We start from the raw sequence: 20,640 nt of genomic DNA, 5'->3' as shown, positions 1-20,640 counted from the left end.
AACCACAACGCCGATCAATCTTGATCGGCGTTGTGGTGTTTACCTTGGCTTATCAGAGCTTCGGCAGTTGCCCCACACGGCCCATCATTTCCGTGACGATCTGCAGGTCCAGCAAGAACTGCTCGACGGTCTTGAACTCACCGTCGGTGTGCCCGGTGTACTTCACGTCCGGCTTCGCCAGGCCGAATTGCACGCCATTGGGCAGATCATGCACGGAAGTCGCGCCGGCCGAGGTGCCGAACGTGTGCTCCATGCCGAGGTTTTCGCTGGCCACGGCCAGCAGGGCTTTGACCCACTCACCTTCAGGGTTGCGGTACATCGGCTCGGCCACCGAGTAGGTGACGTTCATCGCCACTTTGGTGTGCGTGTCCCAGGCGCTGATTTTCTCTTCGATTTCAGTTTTGAGCACCTCCGGCGATTTGCCTTTGGGGATGCGCAGGTTCACCGCCAGCTTGAAGGCTTTGTCATCCTGGCCGACAAACGTCAGCGAGGTGGTCAGTGGTCCCATGAACGCATCGGAGAAGCCCACACCCAACTTGCCGCCCAGGTAATCCAGGCCCCAGTTGTCAGCTGCATAGTGTGCAGCGTCGGTGATGTGGTTGTGCTTCAGCGCGATTTTGCCGTCAATGCTGTGGATCAGTTCCAGCATGCGTGCGACCGGGTTGACGCCCGCTTCCGGCTCGGAGGAGTGAGCCGACACACCGGTGAGCGTCAACTTGACCTCTTTGCCGACCACCTTGGCTGTTACGTCGAAATTGCCACCGTTTTGCTTGACGTAGTCAGCGCCGGCTTTCTGCAGGCTGGCGGCCAGTTCAGCAGGCTTGTCGCTGAGCAGGGTGGCGACCGAGACCGACGGAATCTGGTTGGTGGCCATGCCGCCGGTCATCGAGATAATTTCTGCGCCTTTGCCAGTGCCTTTGCGCACCGGGAAGCTCGCCATGACGGTGCCGTAGCCTTTCTCGGCAATCACGACCGGGTAGCCGCCATCCAGCGCCAGGTTGTATTGCGGCACCGGGTTGTGTTCGAAGTAATAGGGGATCGCGTCGCCCATGGTTTCTTCAGTGGTGTCCACCAACAGTTTGAAGTTGCGCGCCAGCGGCAGCTTCTCTTCCTTGACCACCTTCATGGCATACAGGGCTACCACGATGCCGTTTTTGTCATCCTCGGTGCCGCGGCCATACATGCGATCGCCAATCAGCGTGACCTTGAACGGGTCGAGCTTGGTGCCGTCCTTGAGCACCCAGTTTTCCGGCGTCACCGGCACCACGTCGGCGTGCGCGTGAATGCCGACGACTTCATCGCCGCTGCCTTCCAACGAAATTTCGTACACGCGGTTGTCGATGTTGCGGAAGTTCAGGTTGAAGGCTTTGGCCAGGCTCTGGATCTTGTCGGCGATCTTGAGGAATTCCGGGTTCTTGTACTGCGGCAGGCCGTCGACGTTGAAGGTCGGAATTTCCACCAGCTCGCGCAGGGTTTCGAGCGCGGCTTTGCCGTATTTAACGCGGGTGTAAATACCCAGCAGGCGGTTGATTTCGTTCTGCTGGTCGGCGGTCAGGGTTTTGTTGGCCAGGAAGGCGTCGATGGCCGGGCCGACGTCATCGGTTTTCGCCAGGTCGCTCTTGGCGAGAGTGCCGAGGAAACCCCGGAAATCGCTGGCTGGGGTTTCACTGAAATGTTTGATAATGGTCGCGCTTTGTTCGGCGCTGATGTTGGCGAATGCAGGGGTGGCAATGGCCGAAAAGCTGGCCGCGAACAGGGTGGCAGCCACCAGTTTTTTCAGTGGAAAATGCATGACTAGAGGCATTCCTTTGCAAAAGAGGAGTGGGAAAATTTCTGATCGAAATGTCAGAAACAATTTCACACACTACCATCACGAAGGAGTGGTAGGGGAGACCCGGATGAGGGAAATGTCCTACCTCCGTATTTGAGCCACCAAGCATCAACGGTGGGAGCGGGCTTGCCCGCGAAGGCGGTGTGTCAGTCAGCGCCTACGTTAGCTGACACTCCGCTATCGCGGGCAAGCCCGCTCCCACTTTGCTTTTTTGCGTAGGGAGAATCGAGTTCAGCTCACGGCTTGCCAGGGTACGGGTCCGGGTACTGCGCCGCTACATCCAGCGCTTTTGGCATACGGCCCATCCCACAATTGCGCATGCAGCTCGCCCACCCGCTTGGCCATCGCCGCGTCATGCATCACCACTTCCATTTGAGCCACCAAGCATCAACGGTGGGAGCGGGCTTGCCCGCGAAGGCGGTGTGTCAGTCAGCGCCTAGGTTGGCTGACACTCCGCTATCGCGGGCAAGCCCGCTTCCACTTTGCTTTTTTGCGTAGGAGGAACCGAGTTCAGCTCACGGCTTGCCAGGATGCGGGTCCGGGTACTGCGCCGCTACATCCAGCGCTTTGGCATACGGTCCCTCCCACAATTGCGCATGCAGCTCGCCCACCCGCTTGGCCATCGCTGCGTCATGCATCACCACTTCCAGGTTGCGCGAGTTATCCAGGTACCCGCCCAGCCAGTTGCTGGTGCCGACCCATGCTACTTGCCCGTCAATTTCCATGGTCTTGCTGTGGATCACCCGCGCGTAAGGGATAAACCCCTGCTTGGCCTGCGGCAGCGTGACGATTTTGACCTCTACGTTCGGCAGCACGGCGAGGCTTTTGAGGTAGGGCAGTTCCAGCGAGTCGGTGTTCCAGTTGGACACCATCAGCTTGATCGACACCCCACGCGCGGCGGCGGCGCGCACGGCGTTGTCGATCACCGCGTAGTACGGCCGGGTTCGGTCCGGCCCGTAGGACAGCGGCGCGTAGTCGAGCAGTTGCACGCGCACTTCTTTCCTGGCCTCGCTCAACAGGCGCGGCAGTTCCAGCTGTGAATCGCCTACGCCGGGCGGGTTGTAGCGTTGCGGGCTGGCCACCAGATAGTTACCGGTGCGTGCCGGCTCCTGGCCCGCAGCCGGCAGCGGCACGGGTTGCTTATCTGCAAGCGCGGCCTGGGCCTGCCAGTCCTGATTGAAGATCGCCTGCACCTGGCTGACCACGGTGGCATCGCTGATGCGCAAACCGGTCTCGTGGATATGTTCCAGCGAACGCCAATCGAAGTTCTGGCTGCCGACAAACGCCTGCTTGCCGTCCACCACCATGTACTTGGCGTGGATAATCCCGCCGCTCAACTGCCCATAGGCCAGCACACGGAAGGTCAGGTTGGGAATCGCGCGCAGGCGTTCCAGGGTAGAAGCCTCCGACAGCCGAATGCCTTTTTCCTCAAGCAAAAAGCGAATCTTCACACCACGTTTGCCGGCAGCTTCCAGATGCTCAATCACCGTGTCCATCACCGAGCCAGGATGGTCGGCGGCGTAGAACTGGCCGATATCAATGCTGTTTTTTGCGCCATCAAACAAGGCGATCCACACCGGCCCCGGCTGGCGCAAATCGGCCGTGCCCAGCGTGGTATCCACCGGCACGGTGTGCACCAGTTCAAAGCCTGGAATTGAAAAGTCCGCCTGGGCCAGCGGACTGAGGAGCAAGCCGGTGAGGCCGGCAATACGCAACTTCATCGAAAGGGACATAGGCGTCTCATCGGGCAAAAAACGGCGGGCGCAGGTTGCGCCCGCCGTGGGAGGGTCACGCCGTGCGGCTGTGCAACGGCGTCGGCACCAGGTGCGGCACTTCACTCTGCACGCGGGCACCGGTGGCAGCACGAATCAGCAGGATTTTCAGCTGGTCGTTGATGCGCTCCAGGCTGTCCTGAAAGAAGTTGTGGAACACCACGCAGAACAGCGCGATGGCGATGCCCAACCCGGTGGCGAACAACGCCGTCCCGATGCCACCGGAGATCTGGCCTGGGTCGGACACGCCGGCACTGGCCAGCGCCTTGAAGGTGTCGATGATGCCCAGGATGGTGCCCAGCAGGCCGAGCAGCGGCGCGGCGGTGGTGATGGTCTCGATGATCCACAGGCTGCGCGACAGCGGCGCGCGGGTCTTCAGGTACTGGGTTTCGATTTCGTCGTCCAGGTCCTTGCGCGAACCCTGAGAAGCCTTTTGCGCCAGCACCGGCAGCACCATGTTCAGTGGCAGGCTGTCGCGACGGGTCAAGCCTTGCGGCAAGTCGCGCTCGCTGTGCACGTTGGCGCCCAGCACCTCGGTCAAGGCCCGCGCCTGGCGACGCACGTAGGCGAAGTAAATGCCGCGTTCGATGGTGATGAAAATCGCAATCGCCATGGCGGCGTACATCACATAAAAGGTGATGTCGTGAAGCAGGTTCATGTCCATGATCTATAGCCTCGCAGTTAGAAATTCGCTTCCAGAGAAACAGTGACGGTACGGTCCAGGCCAACGATGTAGGCCGGGTCGCCATCGCGGAAACCGCTGTAGCTCGCCGCGTTGGTTTTGGTGGTGTACACGCCGTCCAGGTACTTCTTGTCGAACAGGTTGTCGACGTTCAGGCGCAGGGTCGCGTCCTTGACGACTTTTTTATCCACGGGCAGGTAGATACCGGCGCCGAGGTTGAAAATGGTGCGCGCCGAGATGGCTTCGTCGTTGGTCAGGTCGCCATAAAGCTTGCTGGTGAACTTGCCGCCGAAGGTGCCGTAGAAACGCCCGTCGTCGTAGCCGACGTTGGCCGCCAGCATGTTGGTCGGTACGTTGGCGAACTGCTTGCCACTGGTGGGCAGCACGATGGGTTTGCCGGCGCTGAAGACGGTCAGGTCGTCCTGCTGCTTGGAGCTGGTGTAGGTGTAGGAGGTGTAGTAATTGAAGTTGTGGGGCAGCTTGCCGCTCCACTCCAGTTCCAGGCCTTTGTTGATCACGGTGCCGGCGTTGATGTCGGCCGAATCCCCGTTGCTGTCCAGGGACGTGAGCTGGCGGTTCTTGAACTGCATGTAGAACAAGGTGGCGGCCAGGGTCATGTCTTCGCCGGTGTAGCGCCAGCCCAGTTCCTGGTTCCAGCTCAGTTCCGGTTTGGAGTCCAGCGAGCCGACGCCTTTGTCATACAGCACGTAGTTCTGCGGAATTCGCATGTTGCGCGACAGGCTGTAGAACAGTTGGTCACGCTCGTCGAGCTGGTACTTCAGGCCGGCATTGGGCAGCAATTTGTTGTAGGTCTGGTCGGCTTTGCCTGGTTGCTCGGTGAGGCTGCCGTGGTTGGTGCCTTCACGCTCGACATTCATGTAGGCAAGGCCGGCGATCAGGGTCCAGTCCGAATTGATGTACCAGGTGTCCTGGGCCCAGACTTTTTGCGCAGGCGTCACGGTGTAGCGGTCGCGGCCTTGTACGGTGTTGCCGTTGGCATCGACCACCGAGTCGCCATCCGGCCAGGTGTCGCTGGGCTTGCCGCTGTTTTTGAGGGCAATGAACGGCTGGGTCTGGCTTTGGCGCGCGCGTTCGTACCAGTAGCCGAACTGCAGGCTGTGGTCGCCCAGGTCCCAGTTGAGTTTGGTGGTGATGCCCGGGCGCCAGGTCTGTGTGCGCGAAGGGCGGTAGTAAACGCCCGTGGTGGACGAACCGTCGGCGTTGTACTGGGCCGCCGTCGGCAGGTTGCCGAGGTCGAAAACGCCGCCCTTGTTCGAGCCGCTGTTGAGCGCATAGGCAGAGGAGCCCACGCCGCTGCCGTTGCCGTAGTAGTAATACGGGATCACCGACAGCGCCAGGTTGTCGCTCAGCTTGTACTGGGTGTTGAGCACGGCGGTAAAGGTCTGGAACGGGTTCTGCGCGAGGTCGTAGTAGCTGCTGATCTTGCCGTTGGCGCCCAGCGCCGGCTTGGCCGGGTACGGGTCATATTTGCGGCCGAACTGCTGGAACTGCGCCTTGGTCAGCTGGCTGTAACTGTTGTTGTCCTGCTCGTGGTACTTGAGGATCAGGTTGGCGGTGTTGCCGTTGCCAGCGTCGAAAAAGCTGTTCCACTCCACCTTGTCCGCCCGCACGGCGCCCGAGCCACGCCACATCTGGCCTTCGGTGTGGGACGCCGACAACCAGTTGCTCAGGCCGTTGACCTCACCGGTGTTGAGGCGCGCAAAGGTCTTGCGTGTGGCGTTGCTGCCGACCACTTGTTTAACGAAGGCCCCGGTTTCCTTGGTCGGGCGAATGGTCACGATGCCGATGTTGCCACCGCTGGAACCGATATGCGGGCCATCCGCTTCCGACGAACCCTGGGTGACAAAAATCTGCTCGATGTTTTCCGGGTCGCCCAACAGGTTGGAATACAGCGCGTAGTTGCCGGAGTCGTTGATCGGCATGCCGTCGACCGACATGCCGACCTGGTCGGAGTTCATGCCGCGCATGGTGAAGCGAAAGCCCGACAGACCGGTATTGTCCTCGCTGGAAATGTTCAGGCCCGGCGTGTACTTGAGCTTGTCGATGGCGTTGCCGGTGGCGGTTTGCTTGTCCAACGCTTCCTTGGTGACGGTCGAGCGACCCTTGGCGCTCTCTTCCTGGACCATGTAACCGCCCCCCGCGGTTGCCTTGCCCCCCTGTACCCCAATAGTCCCGACGTCACTGTCACTGGTATCTGCCATGACCACTCCGTGGCTCATGCTAGTCGCGGCAACGAGTGCCAGATGAATACGGGTGAACCTCATCACTGTCGTCCTGGTGTCGGGTGCTTATTGCACGCTGTAGTTGAAGGTGGCGGTGAAGCGTTGCTCGTTACGTCCACCGAAGGCTTGTTCGGGGAACGGCTTGACCTGCTTGATGCGACGCAGGCTATTGGTGGCGGCCCGATTGAGCAGCATGCTCGGCGCCGGGGTCTGGATCCCGGCATCGAGCACGCGACCTTGTCGGTCCACCATCAACCAGACCACCACCTCGCCACTGGGGCGTTCGAGAGATGCCTGGCGGCCGGTGGGGTATTGCTTGTACGTATCCAGCTCGTTGCGCAGGCCTTTGAGGTAGCCGCCTTCCAGTGCCTGGCCATCGACTTTGGGCGGCGCCGGCGGGGCGGGTGGCGCAGGTGTCGGCGCTACGGCGGCCTGTACCGGCTTGGCGGCAACCGGCGCCACTGGCGCTGGCGCTGGCGTCGGTTTGGCGGCGACCACCGGCTTGGGCTTGGGCACCGGCTTGGGTTTGGGTTCAGGTTTTGGCAACGGTTTGGGCGGTGGCGGCGGCGGGGCCGGTTCGGCCTCTTCATCCTCGATCACCGGCGGCGGTGGCTCCTGCTCCACCACGGGCTCGGGCACCACTTCTGGCTCGGGCTCGACCAGGGCAAGTTCAACCGCCGACTCGTCATACTGCGGCTGGATTTTCAGGGGTTGGGACTGGATACCCAGTGCAATCAGCACCAGGGCGATCAGGGCCGGGACACTGCCCAGCAGCCGACGCGCACGAAACAGGGCATACATGATCAGGACTTACGCGTGGCGATGGACACGGAGGTAAAGCCACCCAGGCGCAGGGTGTCCATGACTTCCACCAGGCGCGCAACTTCCACGCCTTTGTCGCTGTTGACGATGATGGTCGACTTGGTATCCGGCTTTTCAGCGGCCTTCAACGCAGGGACCAGGGCGTCGACCGTGAGGTCCTTGCCATCGAGTTGCAGCTGGCCTTGCAGGCCCAGCGTGAGGATGAATTTGTTCTGCGGCTTGAGTTGCTGCGCGCTGCTTGCGCTGGGCAGTTGAGTCTTCATGCCGAGTGCCGGAATCACGTTCAAACTCACCAGTACGAAAAACACCAGGAGGAACATCATCACGTCGATCATCGGGATCAGCTCGATGTGCGCCTTGCGTTTCTTGGGTTCATCCCAGGTTCTCATTCTGTTGCCCCGTCATTGAATTAGGGGCGACACGCTAACAACCAAAAATGACCGAATGGTTAACTTTAATTGACGTTTTGAAGGCTCTAGGACGCGTCTTTCAGGGGATTTGCCTTGCAGTTTTATGACGTAATGCAATTGACATGAAGGCCATACATTCTTGAAGAATTTATCTCCAGAGCCTGCTCGTATGCCCACTGCATTGCCGCATTTACCCACCTCGCGACTACTATTGCGCGCGCTGCAAATGGACCAGGCCGAGGTGCTTTACAGGCTCGCCAATGGGCCGAAAATTGCTGACAACACGGCCAATATTCCGTCGCCCTATACCTTGCAGACCGCCCAGGACTTTATTGCCGGGATCGCCGAAAAATACCGTGCGGGTGAGGTGCTGAACCTGGGGATGCATGTGCGAGCAACCGGCGAGCTGATCGGCATGGTCAGCCTGCGTCTGAATGCCCGTCATCACGCCGGGCATTTGGGTGGCTGGGTGGCGGCGCACGCTCGCAACCAGGGGTATGCGGCGGAAGCGGCGAACGCGGTGATGGACTTCGGGTTTGCCACGCTGGGGCTGCAGCGCGTCGGCAGCCAGTGTTTTGGTCGCAACAAGGAGTCGGCGCGGGTCATGCAGAAAATTGGCCTGCACTATGAAGGCTGCCTGCGCGAAGCGTTTTTCAAGAATGGTGTGTACGAGGATTTGCTGACATTCGCCAGCGTGCGCAGCGACTGGGAGCGAGCGTTGTGAGTGGCGCAGTGGATCATGATCGGCGCCGGCTGCTCGCCGGGCTGGCGGTTGCCACCGCGTTTTCGATCCTCAGCCCGTTTGCGCGCAGCGCCGGTGTGGATTACCCGTTCACCCTCGGCGTGGCCTCCGGCGACCCGTTGCCGGATGGCTTTGTGATCTGGACGCGCTTGGCGCCGCTGTTTAATGCTGCGGACGGGCGCGGCGGGTTGAGCCGCGCCGTGCCGGTGCGTTGGCGCGTGGCCAGTGATGCGGCGATGACGCGTATCGTCAAGCAAGGCGAGGTGATGGCAACGCAGCATTTTGCTCACTCGGTGCATGTCGAGGTGGCGGGGCTGGAGGCTGGCAGGCCTTACTGGTACCAATTCGACGGCCTCGGCGCACAGAGCCCGGTGGGCCAGGCACGTACCGCGCCGCCGCTGCACGCGATGGCGGCGGCCACCGTGGGGTTTGTCTCCTGCTCGCACTGGGAGCGCGGTTATTTCAGTGCCTATCGCCACCTGGCGGCGGAGCAACCCGACTTGGTGTTTTTCCTCGGCGACTACATCTACGACAGCTCGTACGCAGCGGACTCAGGCAAGATCATCCGCCCGCACGGCAGCGGCAATGCCGTGAGCCTGAGTGATTACCGCAACCGCTACGCGCTGTATAAAACCGACCCGGACCTGCAGGCTTTGCACGCGGCAGCACCCAGCGTGGCCACGTGGGACGACCATGAGGTGCAGAATGACTACGCCAACCGCTGGTCACAGGACCCGAAGATTCCGGTTGAGCAGTTTTTAAGGCAACGGGCGGTGGCGTACCAGGCGTTTTACGAACATATGCCACTGCGTGTCAGCAGTGTGCCGAAAGGGCCGGACATGCGTATTTACCGGCGCCTCGATTATGGCCGGCTGGCGCGTTTTCATGTGCTTGATGGCCGCCAATACCGCTCCGAGCAGCCGTGTATTCAGGCTAACGGCAGTCACCAGGGGCATATCGCCGCCAACACCTGCAAGGACCTGCGCGACCCCGGCCGCACGATGCTTGGCTGGCAACAGGAAGCCTGGCTCGACCAGGGTTTTGCCCAGTCGAAAGCGCAGTGGAATGTGATCGCCCAGGACTTGCTGGTGGCGCCGCTGATCCAGCGTGACCTGACCAGCCATCAGGTCGGGCATTGGACGGATGGCTGGGACGGCTACATGGCCAACCGTACTCGGATGCTGGCGTCCATCACGCGCAATCAGGTCAAGAACCCGGTGTTCTGGGGCGGTGATATCCATTCGTTCTGGACCACCGACCTGCATGCCGATGGCAACAACCCGGACTCGCCCATCGTCGCAACCGAATTTGTCGGCAGCTCGGTGACCTCCGACGGCCCGCCCTTTGACGCCTTCAGTCAGATCTTGCCGCTCAATCCGCACGTGAAGTTCTTCGACAGTCGCCAGCGTGGGTATGTGTCGGTGAAGCTTGAGGCGTCAAAGATGCTGACGAACTTCCGGGTGATCACTGACCCACGTGACCCGGCGGCGACGGTGTCGACGCTCAAGTCGTTTGTGGTGGAGCCGGGGAGGGCGGGGGCGATTGCGGTTTGATGCACAGTGGGGTGTGTGCAGGTTGGGTGTGGCGAGCGGGCTTGCCCCGCGTTGGGCTGCGAAGCAGCCCCCAAAACCTGACAATTACCTCTTTCCGAAAAATGCGGTGACTGTATGGGGGCCGCTTCGCGCCCCAACGCGGGGCAAGCCCGCTCGCCACAGGAGGCCCTGTCGCTGGGATTTTAGTCGAGGCTGTAACGCACCGACAGCGCGCCCTTTTTCTCCGACAAGGCCAGGATGGTCACCTGGCCCAGCTCGCTCAACGCTTGCACGTGCGTGCCGCCACAGGCGTAGGCCGGCAATGCACCGAAACCGACTTCGCGGGTGCCGTCTTCCAGTCTCATGTGGCGCGGGTAGTCGGCGGCGATCCATTGGTCGATTCGGGTTTGAAACGCCTCGGCGTCCACGGCTTGCGCCGCTTGCCCGCGGATAAAGGTGATTTTGCATTCGCCCGGCCAGTGATGAGCTTTGATCGGCATCCAGCCCAAGCTTTCCCCGGCATTGCCAATCAGATGCCCGGCCGAATGCAGGCGCGTGTACAGGGCGCGGCGCTGTTCATCGACCCGTGCGGTGATCGGGCCGGGCGCCACGGGGCGGTCAACATAGTGCACGACGCGATCGGCTTCCTGGGTGACGCGCACCACCTGGCTGTCGCCGAGCCAGCCGGTGTCGAACGGTTGCCCGCCGCCCTGCGGGTGGAAGAGGGTTGACTGCAGCGTGACGGCAAACTGGTCCTCGTGCGGCGTACAGGTCAGCACTTCAAGCTCGGCGGTCAGGTGGTCATGGGTAAAAAACAGGCGCTCGGTCATCATCTACATCCGCATCAGGGTTCTACGGGCAGTATAAATAGTGCGTAGATGGGTGATAATCCGTTCAATTATCAATGGACCTGTGCGTCATGAACATCAATCTTCCTCTGTCCCTGCTGGGTGAAATGGCGATTTTCGTCAAAGTCGTGGAAACCGGCAGCTTCTCTGAAGCCGCGCGGCAACTGAGCGTTTCACCCTCGGCGGTGAGCCGCAGTATTTCGCGTCTCGAACAGGCCCTGGCCACGCGGTTGCTGCAACGCACTACGCGCAAACTGCGCCTGAGCGAGGGGGGTGAAGAGGTGTTCAAGCGTTGCCAGGAAATGGTCAACGCGGCGCGTTCGGTGATGGAAATCAGCGGCCAGTTTACCCATGAAGCCGAAGGGCTGGTGCGGGTCAGCGTGCCCAAGGCGGTCGGGCGATTCGTGGTGCATCCGCACATGCCGGAGTTCTTGCGCCGCTATCCCAAAGTCGATGTGCAGCTGATTCTTGAAGACCGCCACGTGGACTTGATCGATGACAATGTCGACCTGAGTATCCGCATCACCGACAGCCCACCGCCTGGGTTGGTCGGCCGACAATTGTTGCCCATTGAGCATTTGCTGTGCGCGACGCCGCAGTACCTGGCCGAGCACGGCACACCGGGCCATCCGCATGATTTACTCGAGCACAGCTGCATTTACCTGGGTGAAACCCCAGGCGATTCGCGCTGGAAATTCCGCCAGGGCGCCAAGGCGGTGACGGTCGGCGTGCGCGGGCGGTATGCGGCGAATCACACCGGGGTCCGGCTGGACGCGGTGTTGCAGCATGTGGGCATTGGCAGCTTGCCGTACTTCACTGCGCGGCATGCGTTGGAGGAGGGGCGTTTGGTGCAGGTGTTGCCGGCGTGGGATTTTATTGCCTCTTATCATGGCGAGGCGTGGTTGCTGCATTCGCCGACGCGGTATCTGCCGCCGAAGTTGCGAGTGTTTATTGATTATCTGGTCGCGTGTATGGCACGCGAACCGACACTGCGTCGAAGGTAGGGAACGCGGTAGAAAGGTGGGAGCGGGCTTGCCCGCGATGGCGGCGTGCCAGTCAACGTTTTCAGCGACTGATCCGTAGCCTTCGCGAGCAAGCCCGCTCCCACATTCAGAGGGGCAGCGGTCTGAAAAAATCAGTGCTTGCTCTGGTCTTGCGGCATGGCCAGCAGCTGCTTTTCCTGGTTCCAGTCGAACGGTTCGTCGTTCTGTTCGGCCTCGAAGCGCCGCTCTTCCAGGGCCTGGTACAGGTCCAGTTCTTCATCCGGCATGAAATGCAGGCAATCACCGCCAAAAAACCACAGCAGGTCGCGCGGCACCAGGTGGGCGATCTGCGGGTAGCGCAGGATGACTTGGCTCATCAGGTCCTGGCCCAGGTACTGGCTCTCGATCGGGTCGATCGGCAGCAGGGCGCGCAATTCGTCGAAGCGCTCCAGAAATAGTGTGTGGCTTTCCTCGGGCACCTGTTCGGCTTCGCCGACGGCAACCAGGATGCTGCGCAAGTGGTCGAGCAAGACGAGATGATCGGCAACGACGTTGGACACGAGATAAGTCCTCTAAAGCAAAAACGGGCGCGAGAGTATATAGCTCAAGCGCCCGTTTTTATATGACCGCTGGTATCAGCGGACTTTACCCTCAGCCTGGGTCAGCTCTTCCTTGCTGAAATCGTCCACGTCGATCACCTTGCGCCGTGCAGCTTCGGCGTCGCGCAGGGTTTGCGCTTCGCCCGGTTGCAGCACGCCGGCCTGCAGGGCGGCGTCGATGACGTGTTCGCCAGCGGTGGGTTTGACCTGACCGCTTTTGAGCGCCGCGTGGAGTTTTTTCTGCAGCGGATGGCTGGCACCGAGCAGGTCGTAGGCGTGTTGCAGGGCGCCGACCGGGTCTTCTGCCGATTGCGGGCGGTAGCAGCCCGCCAGCAGCTCTTCGAGGGTCGGGTCGCCTTTGGCACGCCCAATCACCGCGGCCACCTCGGCGTCCAGTGCGTCGGACGGTCCGGTGTGGCGGCGCCCGAACGGGAACACAATGACCCGCAGCAGGCAACCGAGCAGCCGGTTCGGGAAGTTGCTCAGCAGCTCATCCAGCGCACGCTCCGACTCGCCAAGGCTTTCTTCCATGGCCCAGGCGAACAGCGGTTCCAGATGGTCCGGCGAATCCAGGTCGTGGTAACGCTTGAGCGCCGCCGACGCCAGGTACATATGGCTCAGCACATCGCCCAGGCGTGCCGACAGGCGTTCGCGACGTTTCAACTCGCCGCCCAGCAGCATCATGCTCAAGTCAGCGAGCAGGGCGAACGCGGCAGCCTGGCGGTTCAGTGCGCGGAAGTAACTCTGGCTCAGGCGGTTGCCCGGCGCTTTCTCGAAGTGACCTACGCCCAGGTTCAGCACCAGCGTACTGGCGGCGTTGCTCACGGCAAAGCCGATGTGTTGCATCAGCAGGCCGTCGAATTCCTTCAATGCCTGATCGCGGTCTTCGCGGCCCGCCAGGGCCATTTCCTTGAGCACGAACGGATGGCAGCGAATCGCGCCCTGGCCGAAGATCATCAGGTTGCGCGAAAGAATATTCGCGCCTTCCACGGTGATGAAGATCGGTGCGCCCTGCCAGTTACGGCCCAGGTAGTTGTTGGGGCCCATGATGATGCCCTTGCCGCCGTGCACGTCCATGGCGTGGCTGATGCATTCGCGGCCGCGCTCGGTGAGGTGGTACTTGAGAATGGCCGACAGCACCGAGGGTTTCTCCCCCAGGTCGACTGCATTGGCGGTGAGGATGCGTGCGCTGTCCATCAGCCAGGCGTTGCCGCCAATGCGCGCCAGGGCTTCCTGGATACCTTCGAACGCCGACAGCGGCACGTTGAACTGCTCACGCACCTGGGCGTATTGGCCCGTTACCAGGCTGGTGAACTTGGCCGCACCGGTGCCGACCGCAGGCAGGGAGATCGAGCGGCCCACCGACAGGCAGTTCATCAGCATCATCCAGCCCTTGCCGAGCATTTCCTGTCCACCGATGAGGAACTCCAGGGGGATGAACACGTCTTTGCCGGAGTTGGGGCCGTTCATGAACGCAGCGCCCAGCGGCAAGTGACGACGGCCGATTTCCACGCCGGGGGTATCGGTCGGGATCAGCGCCAGGCTGATGCCCAAGTCTTCCTTGTCGCCCAGCAGGTGGTCCGGGTCATGCGCCTTGAATGCCAGCCCCAGCAGGGTCGCGACCGGGCCGAGGGTGATGTAGCGTTTCTCCCAGTTCAGGCGCAGGCCAAGGGTTTCCTTGCCTTCCCATTCACCTTTGCAGATCACGCCGGTGTCGGGCATGGCGCCGGCGTCGGAGCCAGCCAGCGGGCCTGTCAGCGCAAAGCATGGGATGTCATCGCCACGCGCCAGGCGCGGCAGGTAGTGGTTACGTTGCTCGTCAGTGCCGTAATGCAGCAGCAGCTCGGCCGGGCCGAGGGAGTTGGGCACCATCACGGTGGACGCCAGGTCGCCGCTGCGGGTCGCGAGTTTCATCGCAACCTGGGAGTGGGCATAGGCGGAGAAGCCCTTGCCGCCGTATTCCTTGGGAATGATCAGGGCGAAGAAGCCGTGGGTCTTGATGTGCTCCCAGGCGGCGGGCGGCAGGTCCATGGCCTGGCCGATTTCCCAGTCGCTGACCATCGCGCAGAGTTCTTCGGTGGGGCCGTCGATGAAGGCCTGTTCTTCTTCGGTCAGTTGCGCTTTGGGGTAGGCCAGCAACTTGTCCCAATCAGGGCGGCCGCTGAACAGTTCGCCATCCCACCACACGGTGCCGGCGTCAATCGCGTCGCGCTCGGTCTGGGACATCGGCGGCAGGACTTTCTGGAACCAGCTGAACAGCGGCTTGGTGAAATATTGGCGGCGCAGGTCGGGCAGCAGCAAGGGCAGGGCCACGGCCGCGATCAACACCCAGAAGACCAGCAGCAGCCAACCCGGTGCGTGGCTCCAGGCGCCCATCGCCAGCAGGTAAACGGCGACCACGCCCAGGGCGGGCAGGGGCGCAGTGCGGCGGTGTGCCAGGTAGGCAATCCCGACCACCAGAACCAGTATCCACAACAACAGCATATTCAATCCTCCGTGAAACCAGGGGCGAAACCACCATGGAGCTTAGTCGGCATCCGAAAAAGCGCGGTGATCAGGGTGTAACGAGTTGTACGCGAAGCACCGACCACCAGGCGCCGACATTTGGCCGAATCGTCGTTATCTCTGCGCCAAATCAGTCGTTAGACTCAAGGCTTCCTTCGGAGATAACGCGCATGGATACGTACCTGAGTCCCAGCCGCTTCATCGATAGTGACCACCCTGCGGTGGTGGAGTTCGCCGAAAAACATCGCGGCCCGAGCGCGGATTTACGTGACCAGGCAGTCAGTCTTTATTACGCCGTGCGTGAGGCGATTCGCTACAACCCTTACACCTTCAGCCGCGACCCAGGCACTTTGAGCGCCAGCTTCGCCCTCGCCGCCGGTGAGAGCTACTGCGTGCCCAAGGCCACCCTGCTGGCCGCGTGTGCCCGCCACTGCGGCATCCCCGCACGCATCGGCCTGGCGGATGTGCGCAATCACCTCTCGACACCGCGCCTGATCGCCCTGCTCAAAAGCGATGTGTTCGCCATGCACGGCTACACCGAGTTGTACCTGCGTGGCCGTTGGGTCAAGGCCACGCCGGCGTTCAACCAGCAGCTGTGCGAGGTGTTTGATGTACCGCCGCTGGAATTCGATGGGATCAACGACAGCGTGTTTCATGCCTTCAACCGCCAGGGCCGGCGCTCGATGGAGTACGTGCGGGACCATGGGCAGTTTTCCGACGTGCCGGAGGGTTTTTTCTTCGCGCATATTCAGCAGTGTTACCCGCACCTGTTTGCCGAGGACATGCCGACCCTGCTGGGGGACATGCAGAGCGATTTAAGCCGTGCCTGAACCGGCGTATGCTGCTGCGTTCATCAAGCCATGTTCATCAACGATAAGGCGCGGTCATGCTGAAAATCTGGGGTCGTAAAAATTCATCAAACGTCAGGAAAGCACTGTGGTGCGCCGAGGAACTCGGCCTGGACTATGAAGCAATTGATGCGGGCGGGGCATTTGGTGTGGTCGATACACCGCAATACCGCGCGCTGAACCCCAATGGCCGAGTGCCGATGATCGAAGATGGCGACTTCGTGCTGTGGGAGTCCAACACCATCGTGCGTTATCTCTGCGCCAAGCAGGCGTCGAGCTGGTACCCAATCGACCTGCAAGCCCGGGCGAATGCCGAAAAGTGGATGGACTGGACCACTTCAACTCTCGCCGAACCGTTCAAGGCGGTGTTCTGGGGCATCCTGCGCACCCCGGCTGAAAAACAGAACTGGGACAGCATCAATGCCGGGCGCCAGGCCTGTATCGACGCATTAGGCACCGTGGATAAGGCCCTGGCAGAGCAACCTTACCTGTCGGGCAACGAAATCGGCATGGGTGATATCCCACTCGGCAGCTTTATCTATGCCTGGTTCGAAATGCCTATCGAACGGCCTTCGATGCCCCATCTAGAGGCCTGGTATCACCGTCTGCAGCAACGGCCGGCGTACCGCAAAGCGGTGATGACCGCGTTGACTTAATACCCACTATTAATACGGGTGACTGTACTTGTGCGGCGCGGGCAAGCACCATGCCTGTCATGCGCCGCCGTTGAACTACCTGGGCTGCGCCCTCATCTATTGTTTCTATTCCCTTCTTTGGTGCGTATTCCGATATGAGTTCCGCTCTGTCCATCCGGCAGCTAACCAAAACCTACGGCAACGGTTTCCAGGCCCTGAGTGGTATCGATCTGGATGTTGCCGAAGGTGACTTCTTCGCCTTGCTCGGCCCTAACGGCGCCGGCAAATCCACCACCATCGGTATCCTCTCGACGTTGGTCAACAAGACCAGCGGCACGGTGAATATCTTTGGTCATGACCTGGACAAATCCCCGGCGGCGCTCAAGCGTTCCATCGGCGTGGTGCCCCAGGAATTCAACTTCAACCAGTTTGAAAAGACCTTCGACATCGTCGTGACCCAGGCTGGCTACTACGGCATCCCGGCGAAAATCGCCAAGGAGCGCGCCGAGCAGTACCTGACCCAGCTGGGCCTGTGGGACAAGCGCGACGTGCCTTCGCGTTCGCTGTCCGGCGGCATGAAGCGCCGCCTGATGATCGCCCGCGCGCTGGTGCACGAACCGCGCCTGCTGATCCTCGACGAGCCCACCGCAGGTGTGGACATTGAGTTGCGTCGCTCGATGTGGACCTTCCTCACCGAGCTGAACGAGAAGGGCATCACCATCATCCTCACCACCCATTACCTGGAAGAGGCTGAGCAGCTGTGCCGCAACATCGGCATCATCGACCACGGCACCATCGTCGAGAACACCAGCATGCGTAACCTGCTGGGCCAGCTGCATGTGGAAACCTTCCTGCTCGACCTGAAAAACAACCTGTCGGTGGCGCCGCAGCTGCTTGGCTACCCAAGCCGGCTGGTCGATGGTCATACCCTGGAAGTCCAGGTGGACAAGGCCATGGGCATCACCGCGCTGTTCACCCAATTGGCCGCCCAGAACATCGAAGTGCTGAGCCTGCGTAATAAAACCAATCGCCTTGAGGAGTTGTTCGTGTCCCTGGTGGAGAAAAATCTGGCGAAGGTGGCGGTATGAGTTCCGAACTGCAACCCAACATTGTCGCGCTGCAGACCATCGTCTACCGCGAAGTGAAGCGCTTTACCCGGATCTGGCCGCAGACGCTGCTGCCGCCGGCGATCACCATGGTCCTGTACTTCGTGATCTTCGGTAACCTGATCGGCCGTCAGATCGGCGACATGGGTGGCTTCACCTACATGGAGTACATCGTGCCGGGCCTGATCATGATGTCGGTGATCACCAACTCCTACGGCAACGTGGTCTCCAGCTTTTTCGGCAGCAAGTTCCAGCGTTCCATCGAAGAGTTGATGGTGTCGCCGGTGTCGCCGCACACCATCCTGATCGGCTACACCCTCGGCGGCGTGCTGCGGGGCTTGATGGTGGGGGTGATTGTGACCTTGCTGTCGCTGTTCTTCACTCATCTGCAAGTGCATCACCTGGGCGTCACCATTTTGGTGGTGGTGCTGACGGCGACGATCTTTTCGCTGCTGGGCTTTATCAACGCGGTGTTTGCACGCAATTTCGATGATATTTCGATCATCCCGACCTTCGTGCTGACGCCGCTGACGTACTTGGGCGGGGTGTTCTACTCCATCACCTTGCTGCCGCCGTTTTGGCAGACCGTGTCGCTGGCCAACCCGGTGCTGCACATGGTCAATGCCTTCCGCTACGGCATCCTGGGCGTGTCGGATATCAAGATCAGCGTGGCGATCACCTTCATGCTGGTGGCCACCGTGGTGCTGTATGTCGGCTGCGCGCGGTTGCTGGTGAGCGGGCGCGGGATGCGAACGTAAGCAGTCAGTTGCCATAAAAAAAGGCCTCTTTATGAGGCCCTTTTTTTTGGCGTGCAGAAAAGCCCTGTGGGCGCTGGCTTGCCTGCGTTCGGCCACTGGGGTTGACGGGGCCTATCAGATCAAAAGCAAGATCAAAAGCAGAGCACGGCGGCCTGGTAGCCGACCTGAGTGGTAGAAGCGAAAGCAGCACAACACCACATCAACCTGATACACAGAGATCCAAATGTGGGAACGGGCTTGCCCGCGAATACGGTGTGTCAGCTACACATGAGCGACTGACCGACCGCCTTCGCGAGCAAGCCCGCTCCCACAATTTAATCGAGTTCAGCGCTCAAGATCAGTGGGCTGTCAGGCTGCCGAGCTCTGCTTTTCTGTAGGCGCTGGGCCCTTAGTCTTTCAGAGCCAGCTCGATCAGTTCATGCAGTTCTTCAACCGGTAGCGGCGCACTGGCAAACAGGCTGCGGTAAACCGTGGGCGCGGCGATCAGGTTGAGCAACCGGTCCAGGCTCGGCAGTGCGTCGTGGGTGCTCTGGTAGCGGTCGAGAATGACCTGCATCTGGCCCATCAGGATGTTGCTGCAGTAGTCCCGGGGATGGCTGCACTGCACGTCGCGCATCATGTTGCGCCCAAGCTCGGAACTCATTTCGTCCAGGTATTGCTCGCCCCACGCACGCAAATCGCCGCGCAGGCTGCCGGTGTTGGCGGGTTCACTGTCTGGGCGCAGGCGTTCCAGCGCCACGTCGGCGAGCAGCGCAGACAAGTCACCCCAGCGGCGGTAGATGGTCGACGGCGTGACGCCCGCGCGCGCAGCGATCATCGGCACGGTGACGCTGGAACGCTCATGGGCTTCTAGCAGTTCGCGCGCGGCGTTATGCACTGATTCTTGAACCCGGGCACTGCGGCCCCCCGGGCGAAGGCCTTCTTTAATCGCCATGCGTAAAACCTTAACACAAAGAATTTGCTTTAAGCGCTTGCGGGTAGCACACTCTGCAAAAGCAAAATATTAGCTTTAGCGGAGTGTGCACATGTCTAGCGTCATTTCTCAACGTTCCAGCCTGGCGTTCCTGGTCATCACGATGTTGACCTTTCTGGCTGCGTCCAGCGCGCCGACGCCGTTGTATCAGGTGTATCAGGACAACCTGCATTTCTCCGCAGCAATGCTCACGGTGATCTTCGGCGTGTACGCCGTGAGCTTGCTGGCGGCGCTGTTGAGCGTCGGTTCGCTGTCGGACCACGTGGGGCGCAAGCCGGTGATTTTCGCCGCGTTGCTGCTGAATATTGTGGCGATGCTGCTGTTTATCAATGCTGACAGCACCGCCTGCCTGATTGCCGCTCGGGCGCTGCAAGGTTTCGCCACCGGCACGGCAACTGCAGTGTTGGCGGCAACGCTGCTGGACACCGACCGCCTGCGCGGGCCGATGCTCAATAGCCTCGCGCCGCTGTTGGGCATGGCCAGCGGCGCCTTGGGCAGTGGCTTGCTGGTGGAATACGCGCCACGCCCGACCCAATTGATCTACTTCACGCTGCTAGGCCTGATGGTGCTGCAGGCGCTTTACGTGTGGCGCATGCCTGAAACCGTCAGCCGCATTCCGGGTGCCTTGAGGTCGTTGGCGCCCACCCTGCATGTGCCTGCGCAGGCGCGCCGGGCCTTGTGGCTGGCGATGCCGCTGAATGTGGCAGTGTGGGCGCTGGGCGGGTTCTTTTCATCGCTGGCGCCTTCGCTGGTGCGAGCGGCGACGGGCTCGACCTCGCATTTGATCGGCGGCGGCCTGGTCGCAGTCGTGACCTTGAGCGGTGCGGTGATGATTTACAGCCTGCGCGATCACCCGGCACACAAGGTCATGCGTCTGTCGGCGGTCCTGCTGGCGGTGGGCGTGGCGTTGTTACTGGTCGCGGTGCAGAGCGCCAGCCTGTGGCTGTTCTTTGTTGCCAGTGTGATAGCAGGCTTTGGCTTCGGCGGTGGGTTCATGGGCAGTGTGCGCAGCATCGTCAGCTTGGCGTTGCCCCATGAGCGGGCCGGGTTGATGTCAGCTTTTTATGTGCTGAGCTACCTGGCGTTCTGCGTGCCGTCACTGCTGGCGGGCAACCTGAGCCGCGTGTTTGGCCTGATCGCCACCACCGATGGTTATGGCGCAGTGCTCATCGTGTTGGCGCTCGGCGCGCTGGCAGGCTTGCTGATGCAAGGGGCGGCGCGGGCCAAGGCTACGGTTTAGCCGACCTCCCTATATTGGCAAAGTAGATAACAGATAGAGATATTACCCGTTATATAGATATTCAATCCGGCTCTATGATGGTCTCAACCTCATGCGAGGAAGAGGATTGCC

At 61.0% G+C, this 20,640-nt stretch carries 18 protein-coding genes and 1 pseudogene; 8 read left to right on the top strand and 11 right to left on the bottom strand.

Translation table 11 applies throughout. From position 1 onward, the window contains the following. Window positions 1-52: 52 nt before the first annotated feature. From AC19YS_RS30855 to AC19YS_RS30825, 7 genes and pseudogenes are all read right to left on the bottom strand, one after another. Window positions 53-1,792 (bottom strand): dipeptidase, encoded by a 1,740-nt coding sequence (locus AC19YS_RS30855; protein ID WP_500603473.1) that lies wholly within the window; start codon window positions 1,790-1,792, stop codon window positions 53-55. Window positions 1,793-2,067: 275 nt separating this feature from the next. Continuing rightward, window positions 2,068-2,203, bottom strand: a pseudogene (locus tag AC19YS_RS30850) (phospholipase D-like domain-containing protein); the annotation flags it as partial. A gap of 143 nt (window positions 2,204-2,346) precedes the next feature. Continuing rightward, the gene (locus tag AC19YS_RS30845) at window positions 2,347-3,564 is read right to left on the bottom strand and encodes a phospholipase D-like domain-containing protein (protein WP_500603472.1); all 1,218 of its coding nucleotides are present in this window, start codon (window positions 3,562-3,564) and stop codon (window positions 2,347-2,349) included. Window positions 3,565-3,619: 55 nt separating this feature from the next. Then, entirely contained in the window at window positions 3,620-4,267 is a 648-nt protein-coding gene (locus AC19YS_RS30840; RefSeq protein WP_106580659.1) for a MotA/TolQ/ExbB proton channel family protein, read from the bottom strand. 17 nt (window positions 4,268-4,284) lie between these two features. After that, window positions 4,285-6,570, bottom strand: a complete 2,286-nt coding sequence (locus AC19YS_RS30835; protein ID WP_119735548.1) for a TonB-dependent receptor — start codon at window positions 6,568-6,570, stop codon at window positions 4,285-4,287. Between the two features lie 24 nt (window positions 6,571-6,594). Continuing rightward, window positions 6,595-7,329, bottom strand: a complete 735-nt coding sequence (locus AC19YS_RS30830; protein WP_200625083.1) for an energy transducer TonB family protein — start codon at window positions 7,327-7,329, stop codon at window positions 6,595-6,597. A 2-nt stretch (window positions 7,330-7,331) separates the two neighbouring features. Beyond that, window positions 7,332-7,739 carry an ExbD/TolR family protein gene (locus tag AC19YS_RS30825; protein ID WP_106580656.1) on the bottom strand — a complete coding sequence of 136 codons (408 nt, stop codon included), beginning with the start codon at window positions 7,737-7,739 and terminating at the stop codon, window positions 7,332-7,334. Window positions 7,740-7,929: 190 nt separating this feature from the next. Here AC19YS_RS30825 and AC19YS_RS30820 point away from each other — a divergent pair, with 190 nt between their 5' ends. Next, the gene (locus tag AC19YS_RS30820; protein WP_500603470.1) at window positions 7,930-8,484 is read left to right on the top strand and encodes a GNAT family N-acetyltransferase; all 555 of its coding nucleotides are present in this window, start codon (window positions 7,930-7,932) and stop codon (window positions 8,482-8,484) included. Next, window positions 8,481-10,055, top strand: coding sequence for an alkaline phosphatase D family protein (locus AC19YS_RS30815; RefSeq protein ID WP_448194827.1), 1,575 nt, complete (start codon window positions 8,481-8,483; stop codon window positions 10,053-10,055). Before AC19YS_RS30820 ends, AC19YS_RS30815 begins: the two co-directional genes overlap by 4 nt. 182 nt (window positions 10,056-10,237) lie before the next feature. Here AC19YS_RS30815 and AC19YS_RS30810 read toward each other — a convergent pair whose 3' ends face one another. Then, window positions 10,238-10,864, bottom strand: a complete 627-nt coding sequence (locus AC19YS_RS30810) for an alanyl-tRNA editing protein (protein WP_106580705.1) — start codon at window positions 10,862-10,864, stop codon at window positions 10,238-10,240. Between the two features lie 89 nt (window positions 10,865-10,953). On the opposite strand from AC19YS_RS30810, the gene AC19YS_RS30805 reads away from it, so the two are divergent. Beyond that, complete coding sequence (locus AC19YS_RS30805; protein WP_500603467.1) at window positions 10,954-11,886, top strand: LysR family transcriptional regulator; 933 nt, start codon at window positions 10,954-10,956, stop codon at window positions 11,884-11,886. A 131-nt stretch (window positions 11,887-12,017) separates the two neighbouring features. Here the strand turns inward: AC19YS_RS30805 and AC19YS_RS30800 are convergent, their stop codons facing one another. Together AC19YS_RS30800 and AC19YS_RS30795 are read right to left on the bottom strand one after the other, a co-directional pair. Then, entirely contained in the window at window positions 12,018-12,425 is a 408-nt protein-coding gene (locus AC19YS_RS30800) for a PA2817 family protein (protein WP_010567536.1), read from the bottom strand. 75 nt (window positions 12,426-12,500) lie between these two features. Continuing rightward, window positions 12,501-14,948: an acyl-CoA dehydrogenase gene (locus AC19YS_RS30795; RefSeq protein WP_500603466.1), complete on the bottom strand. Its 2,448-nt coding sequence runs from the start codon at window positions 14,946-14,948 to the stop codon at window positions 12,501-12,503. Between the two features lie 191 nt (window positions 14,949-15,139). On the opposite strand from AC19YS_RS30795, the gene AC19YS_RS30790 reads away from it, so the two are divergent. The 4 genes from AC19YS_RS30790 to AC19YS_RS30775 all read left to right on the top strand — a co-directional run bounded on the left by AC19YS_RS30790 (window position 15,140) and on the right by AC19YS_RS30775 (window position 18,316). Then, window positions 15,140-15,799 (top strand): transglutaminase-like domain-containing protein, encoded by a 660-nt coding sequence (locus tag AC19YS_RS30790; protein WP_119735554.1) that lies wholly within the window; start codon window positions 15,140-15,142, stop codon window positions 15,797-15,799. 56 nt (window positions 15,800-15,855) lie between these two features. Next, entirely contained in the window at window positions 15,856-16,473 is a 618-nt protein-coding gene (locus AC19YS_RS30785; RefSeq protein WP_500603465.1) for a glutathione S-transferase family protein, read from the top strand. A 134-nt stretch (window positions 16,474-16,607) separates the two neighbouring features. Beyond that, a complete protein-coding gene (locus AC19YS_RS30780; protein WP_106580690.1) occupies window positions 16,608-17,540 on the top strand; it encodes an ABC transporter ATP-binding protein in 933 nt (310 codons plus the stop codon). Beyond that, the gene (locus AC19YS_RS30775) at window positions 17,537-18,316 is read left to right on the top strand and encodes an ABC transporter permease (RefSeq protein ID WP_106580691.1); all 780 of its coding nucleotides are present in this window, start codon (window positions 17,537-17,539) and stop codon (window positions 18,314-18,316) included. The genes AC19YS_RS30780 and AC19YS_RS30775 overlap by 4 nt, the downstream gene beginning before the upstream one ends. Before the next feature lie 388 nt (window positions 18,317-18,704). Here AC19YS_RS30775 and AC19YS_RS30770 read toward each other — a convergent pair whose 3' ends face one another. After that, window positions 18,705-19,250 (bottom strand): TetR/AcrR family transcriptional regulator, encoded by a 546-nt coding sequence (locus AC19YS_RS30770; protein WP_106580692.1) that lies wholly within the window; start codon window positions 19,248-19,250, stop codon window positions 18,705-18,707. A 91-nt stretch (window positions 19,251-19,341) separates the two neighbouring features. On the opposite strand from AC19YS_RS30770, the gene AC19YS_RS30765 reads away from it, so the two are divergent. After that, a complete protein-coding gene (locus tag AC19YS_RS30765; RefSeq protein WP_200625089.1) occupies window positions 19,342-20,529 on the top strand; it encodes an MFS transporter in 1,188 nt (395 codons plus the stop codon). The last annotated feature ends 111 nt before the right edge of the window (window positions 20,530-20,640 follow it).

This window comes from Pseudomonas sp. MF08831, from assembly GCF_059862645.1.
This window is presented reverse-complemented; position numbering and strand designations above follow the sequence as displayed.

Coding starts and splice junctions, on each gene's coding strand:
- AC19YS_RS30855 (WP_500603473.1), bottom strand. CDS start 1,792: ATGCATTTTCCACTGAAAAAACTGGTGGCTGCCACCCTGTTCGCGGCC.
- AC19YS_RS30845 (WP_500603472.1), bottom strand. CDS start 3,564: ATGTCCCTTTCGATGAAGTTGCGTATTGCCGGCCTCACCGGCTTGCTC.
- AC19YS_RS30840 (WP_106580659.1), bottom strand. CDS start 4,267: ATGGACATGAACCTGCTTCACGACATCACCTTTTATGTGATGTACGCC.
- AC19YS_RS30835 (WP_119735548.1), bottom strand. CDS start 6,570: ATGAGGTTCACCCGTATTCATCTGGCACTCGTTGCCGCGACTAGCATG.
- AC19YS_RS30830 (WP_200625083.1), bottom strand. CDS start 7,329: ATGTATGCCCTGTTTCGTGCGCGTCGGCTGCTGGGCAGTGTCCCGGCC.
- AC19YS_RS30825 (WP_106580656.1), bottom strand. CDS start 7,739: ATGAGAACCTGGGATGAACCCAAGAAACGCAAGGCGCACATCGAGCTG.
- AC19YS_RS30820 (WP_500603470.1), top strand. CDS start 7,930: ATGCCCACTGCATTGCCGCATTTACCCACCTCGCGACTACTATTGCGC.
- AC19YS_RS30810 (WP_106580705.1), bottom strand. CDS start 10,864: ATGACCGAGCGCCTGTTTTTTACCCATGACCACCTGACCGCCGAGCTT.
- AC19YS_RS30805 (WP_500603467.1), top strand. CDS start 10,954: ATGAACATCAATCTTCCTCTGTCCCTGCTGGGTGAAATGGCGATTTTC.
- AC19YS_RS30795 (WP_500603466.1), bottom strand. CDS start 14,948: ATGCTGTTGTTGTGGATACTGGTTCTGGTGGTCGGGATTGCCTACCTG.
- AC19YS_RS30790 (WP_119735554.1), top strand. CDS start 15,140: ATGGATACGTACCTGAGTCCCAGCCGCTTCATCGATAGTGACCACCCT.
- AC19YS_RS30785 (WP_500603465.1), top strand. CDS start 15,856: ATGCTGAAAATCTGGGGTCGTAAAAATTCATCAAACGTCAGGAAAGCA.
- AC19YS_RS30780 (WP_106580690.1), top strand. CDS start 16,608: ATGAGTTCCGCTCTGTCCATCCGGCAGCTAACCAAAACCTACGGCAAC.
- AC19YS_RS30775 (WP_106580691.1), top strand. CDS start 17,537: ATGAGTTCCGAACTGCAACCCAACATTGTCGCGCTGCAGACCATCGTC.
- AC19YS_RS30770 (WP_106580692.1), bottom strand. CDS start 19,250: ATGGCGATTAAAGAAGGCCTTCGCCCGGGGGGCCGCAGTGCCCGGGTT.
- AC19YS_RS30765 (WP_200625089.1), top strand. CDS start 19,342: ATGTCTAGCGTCATTTCTCAACGTTCCAGCCTGGCGTTCCTGGTCATC.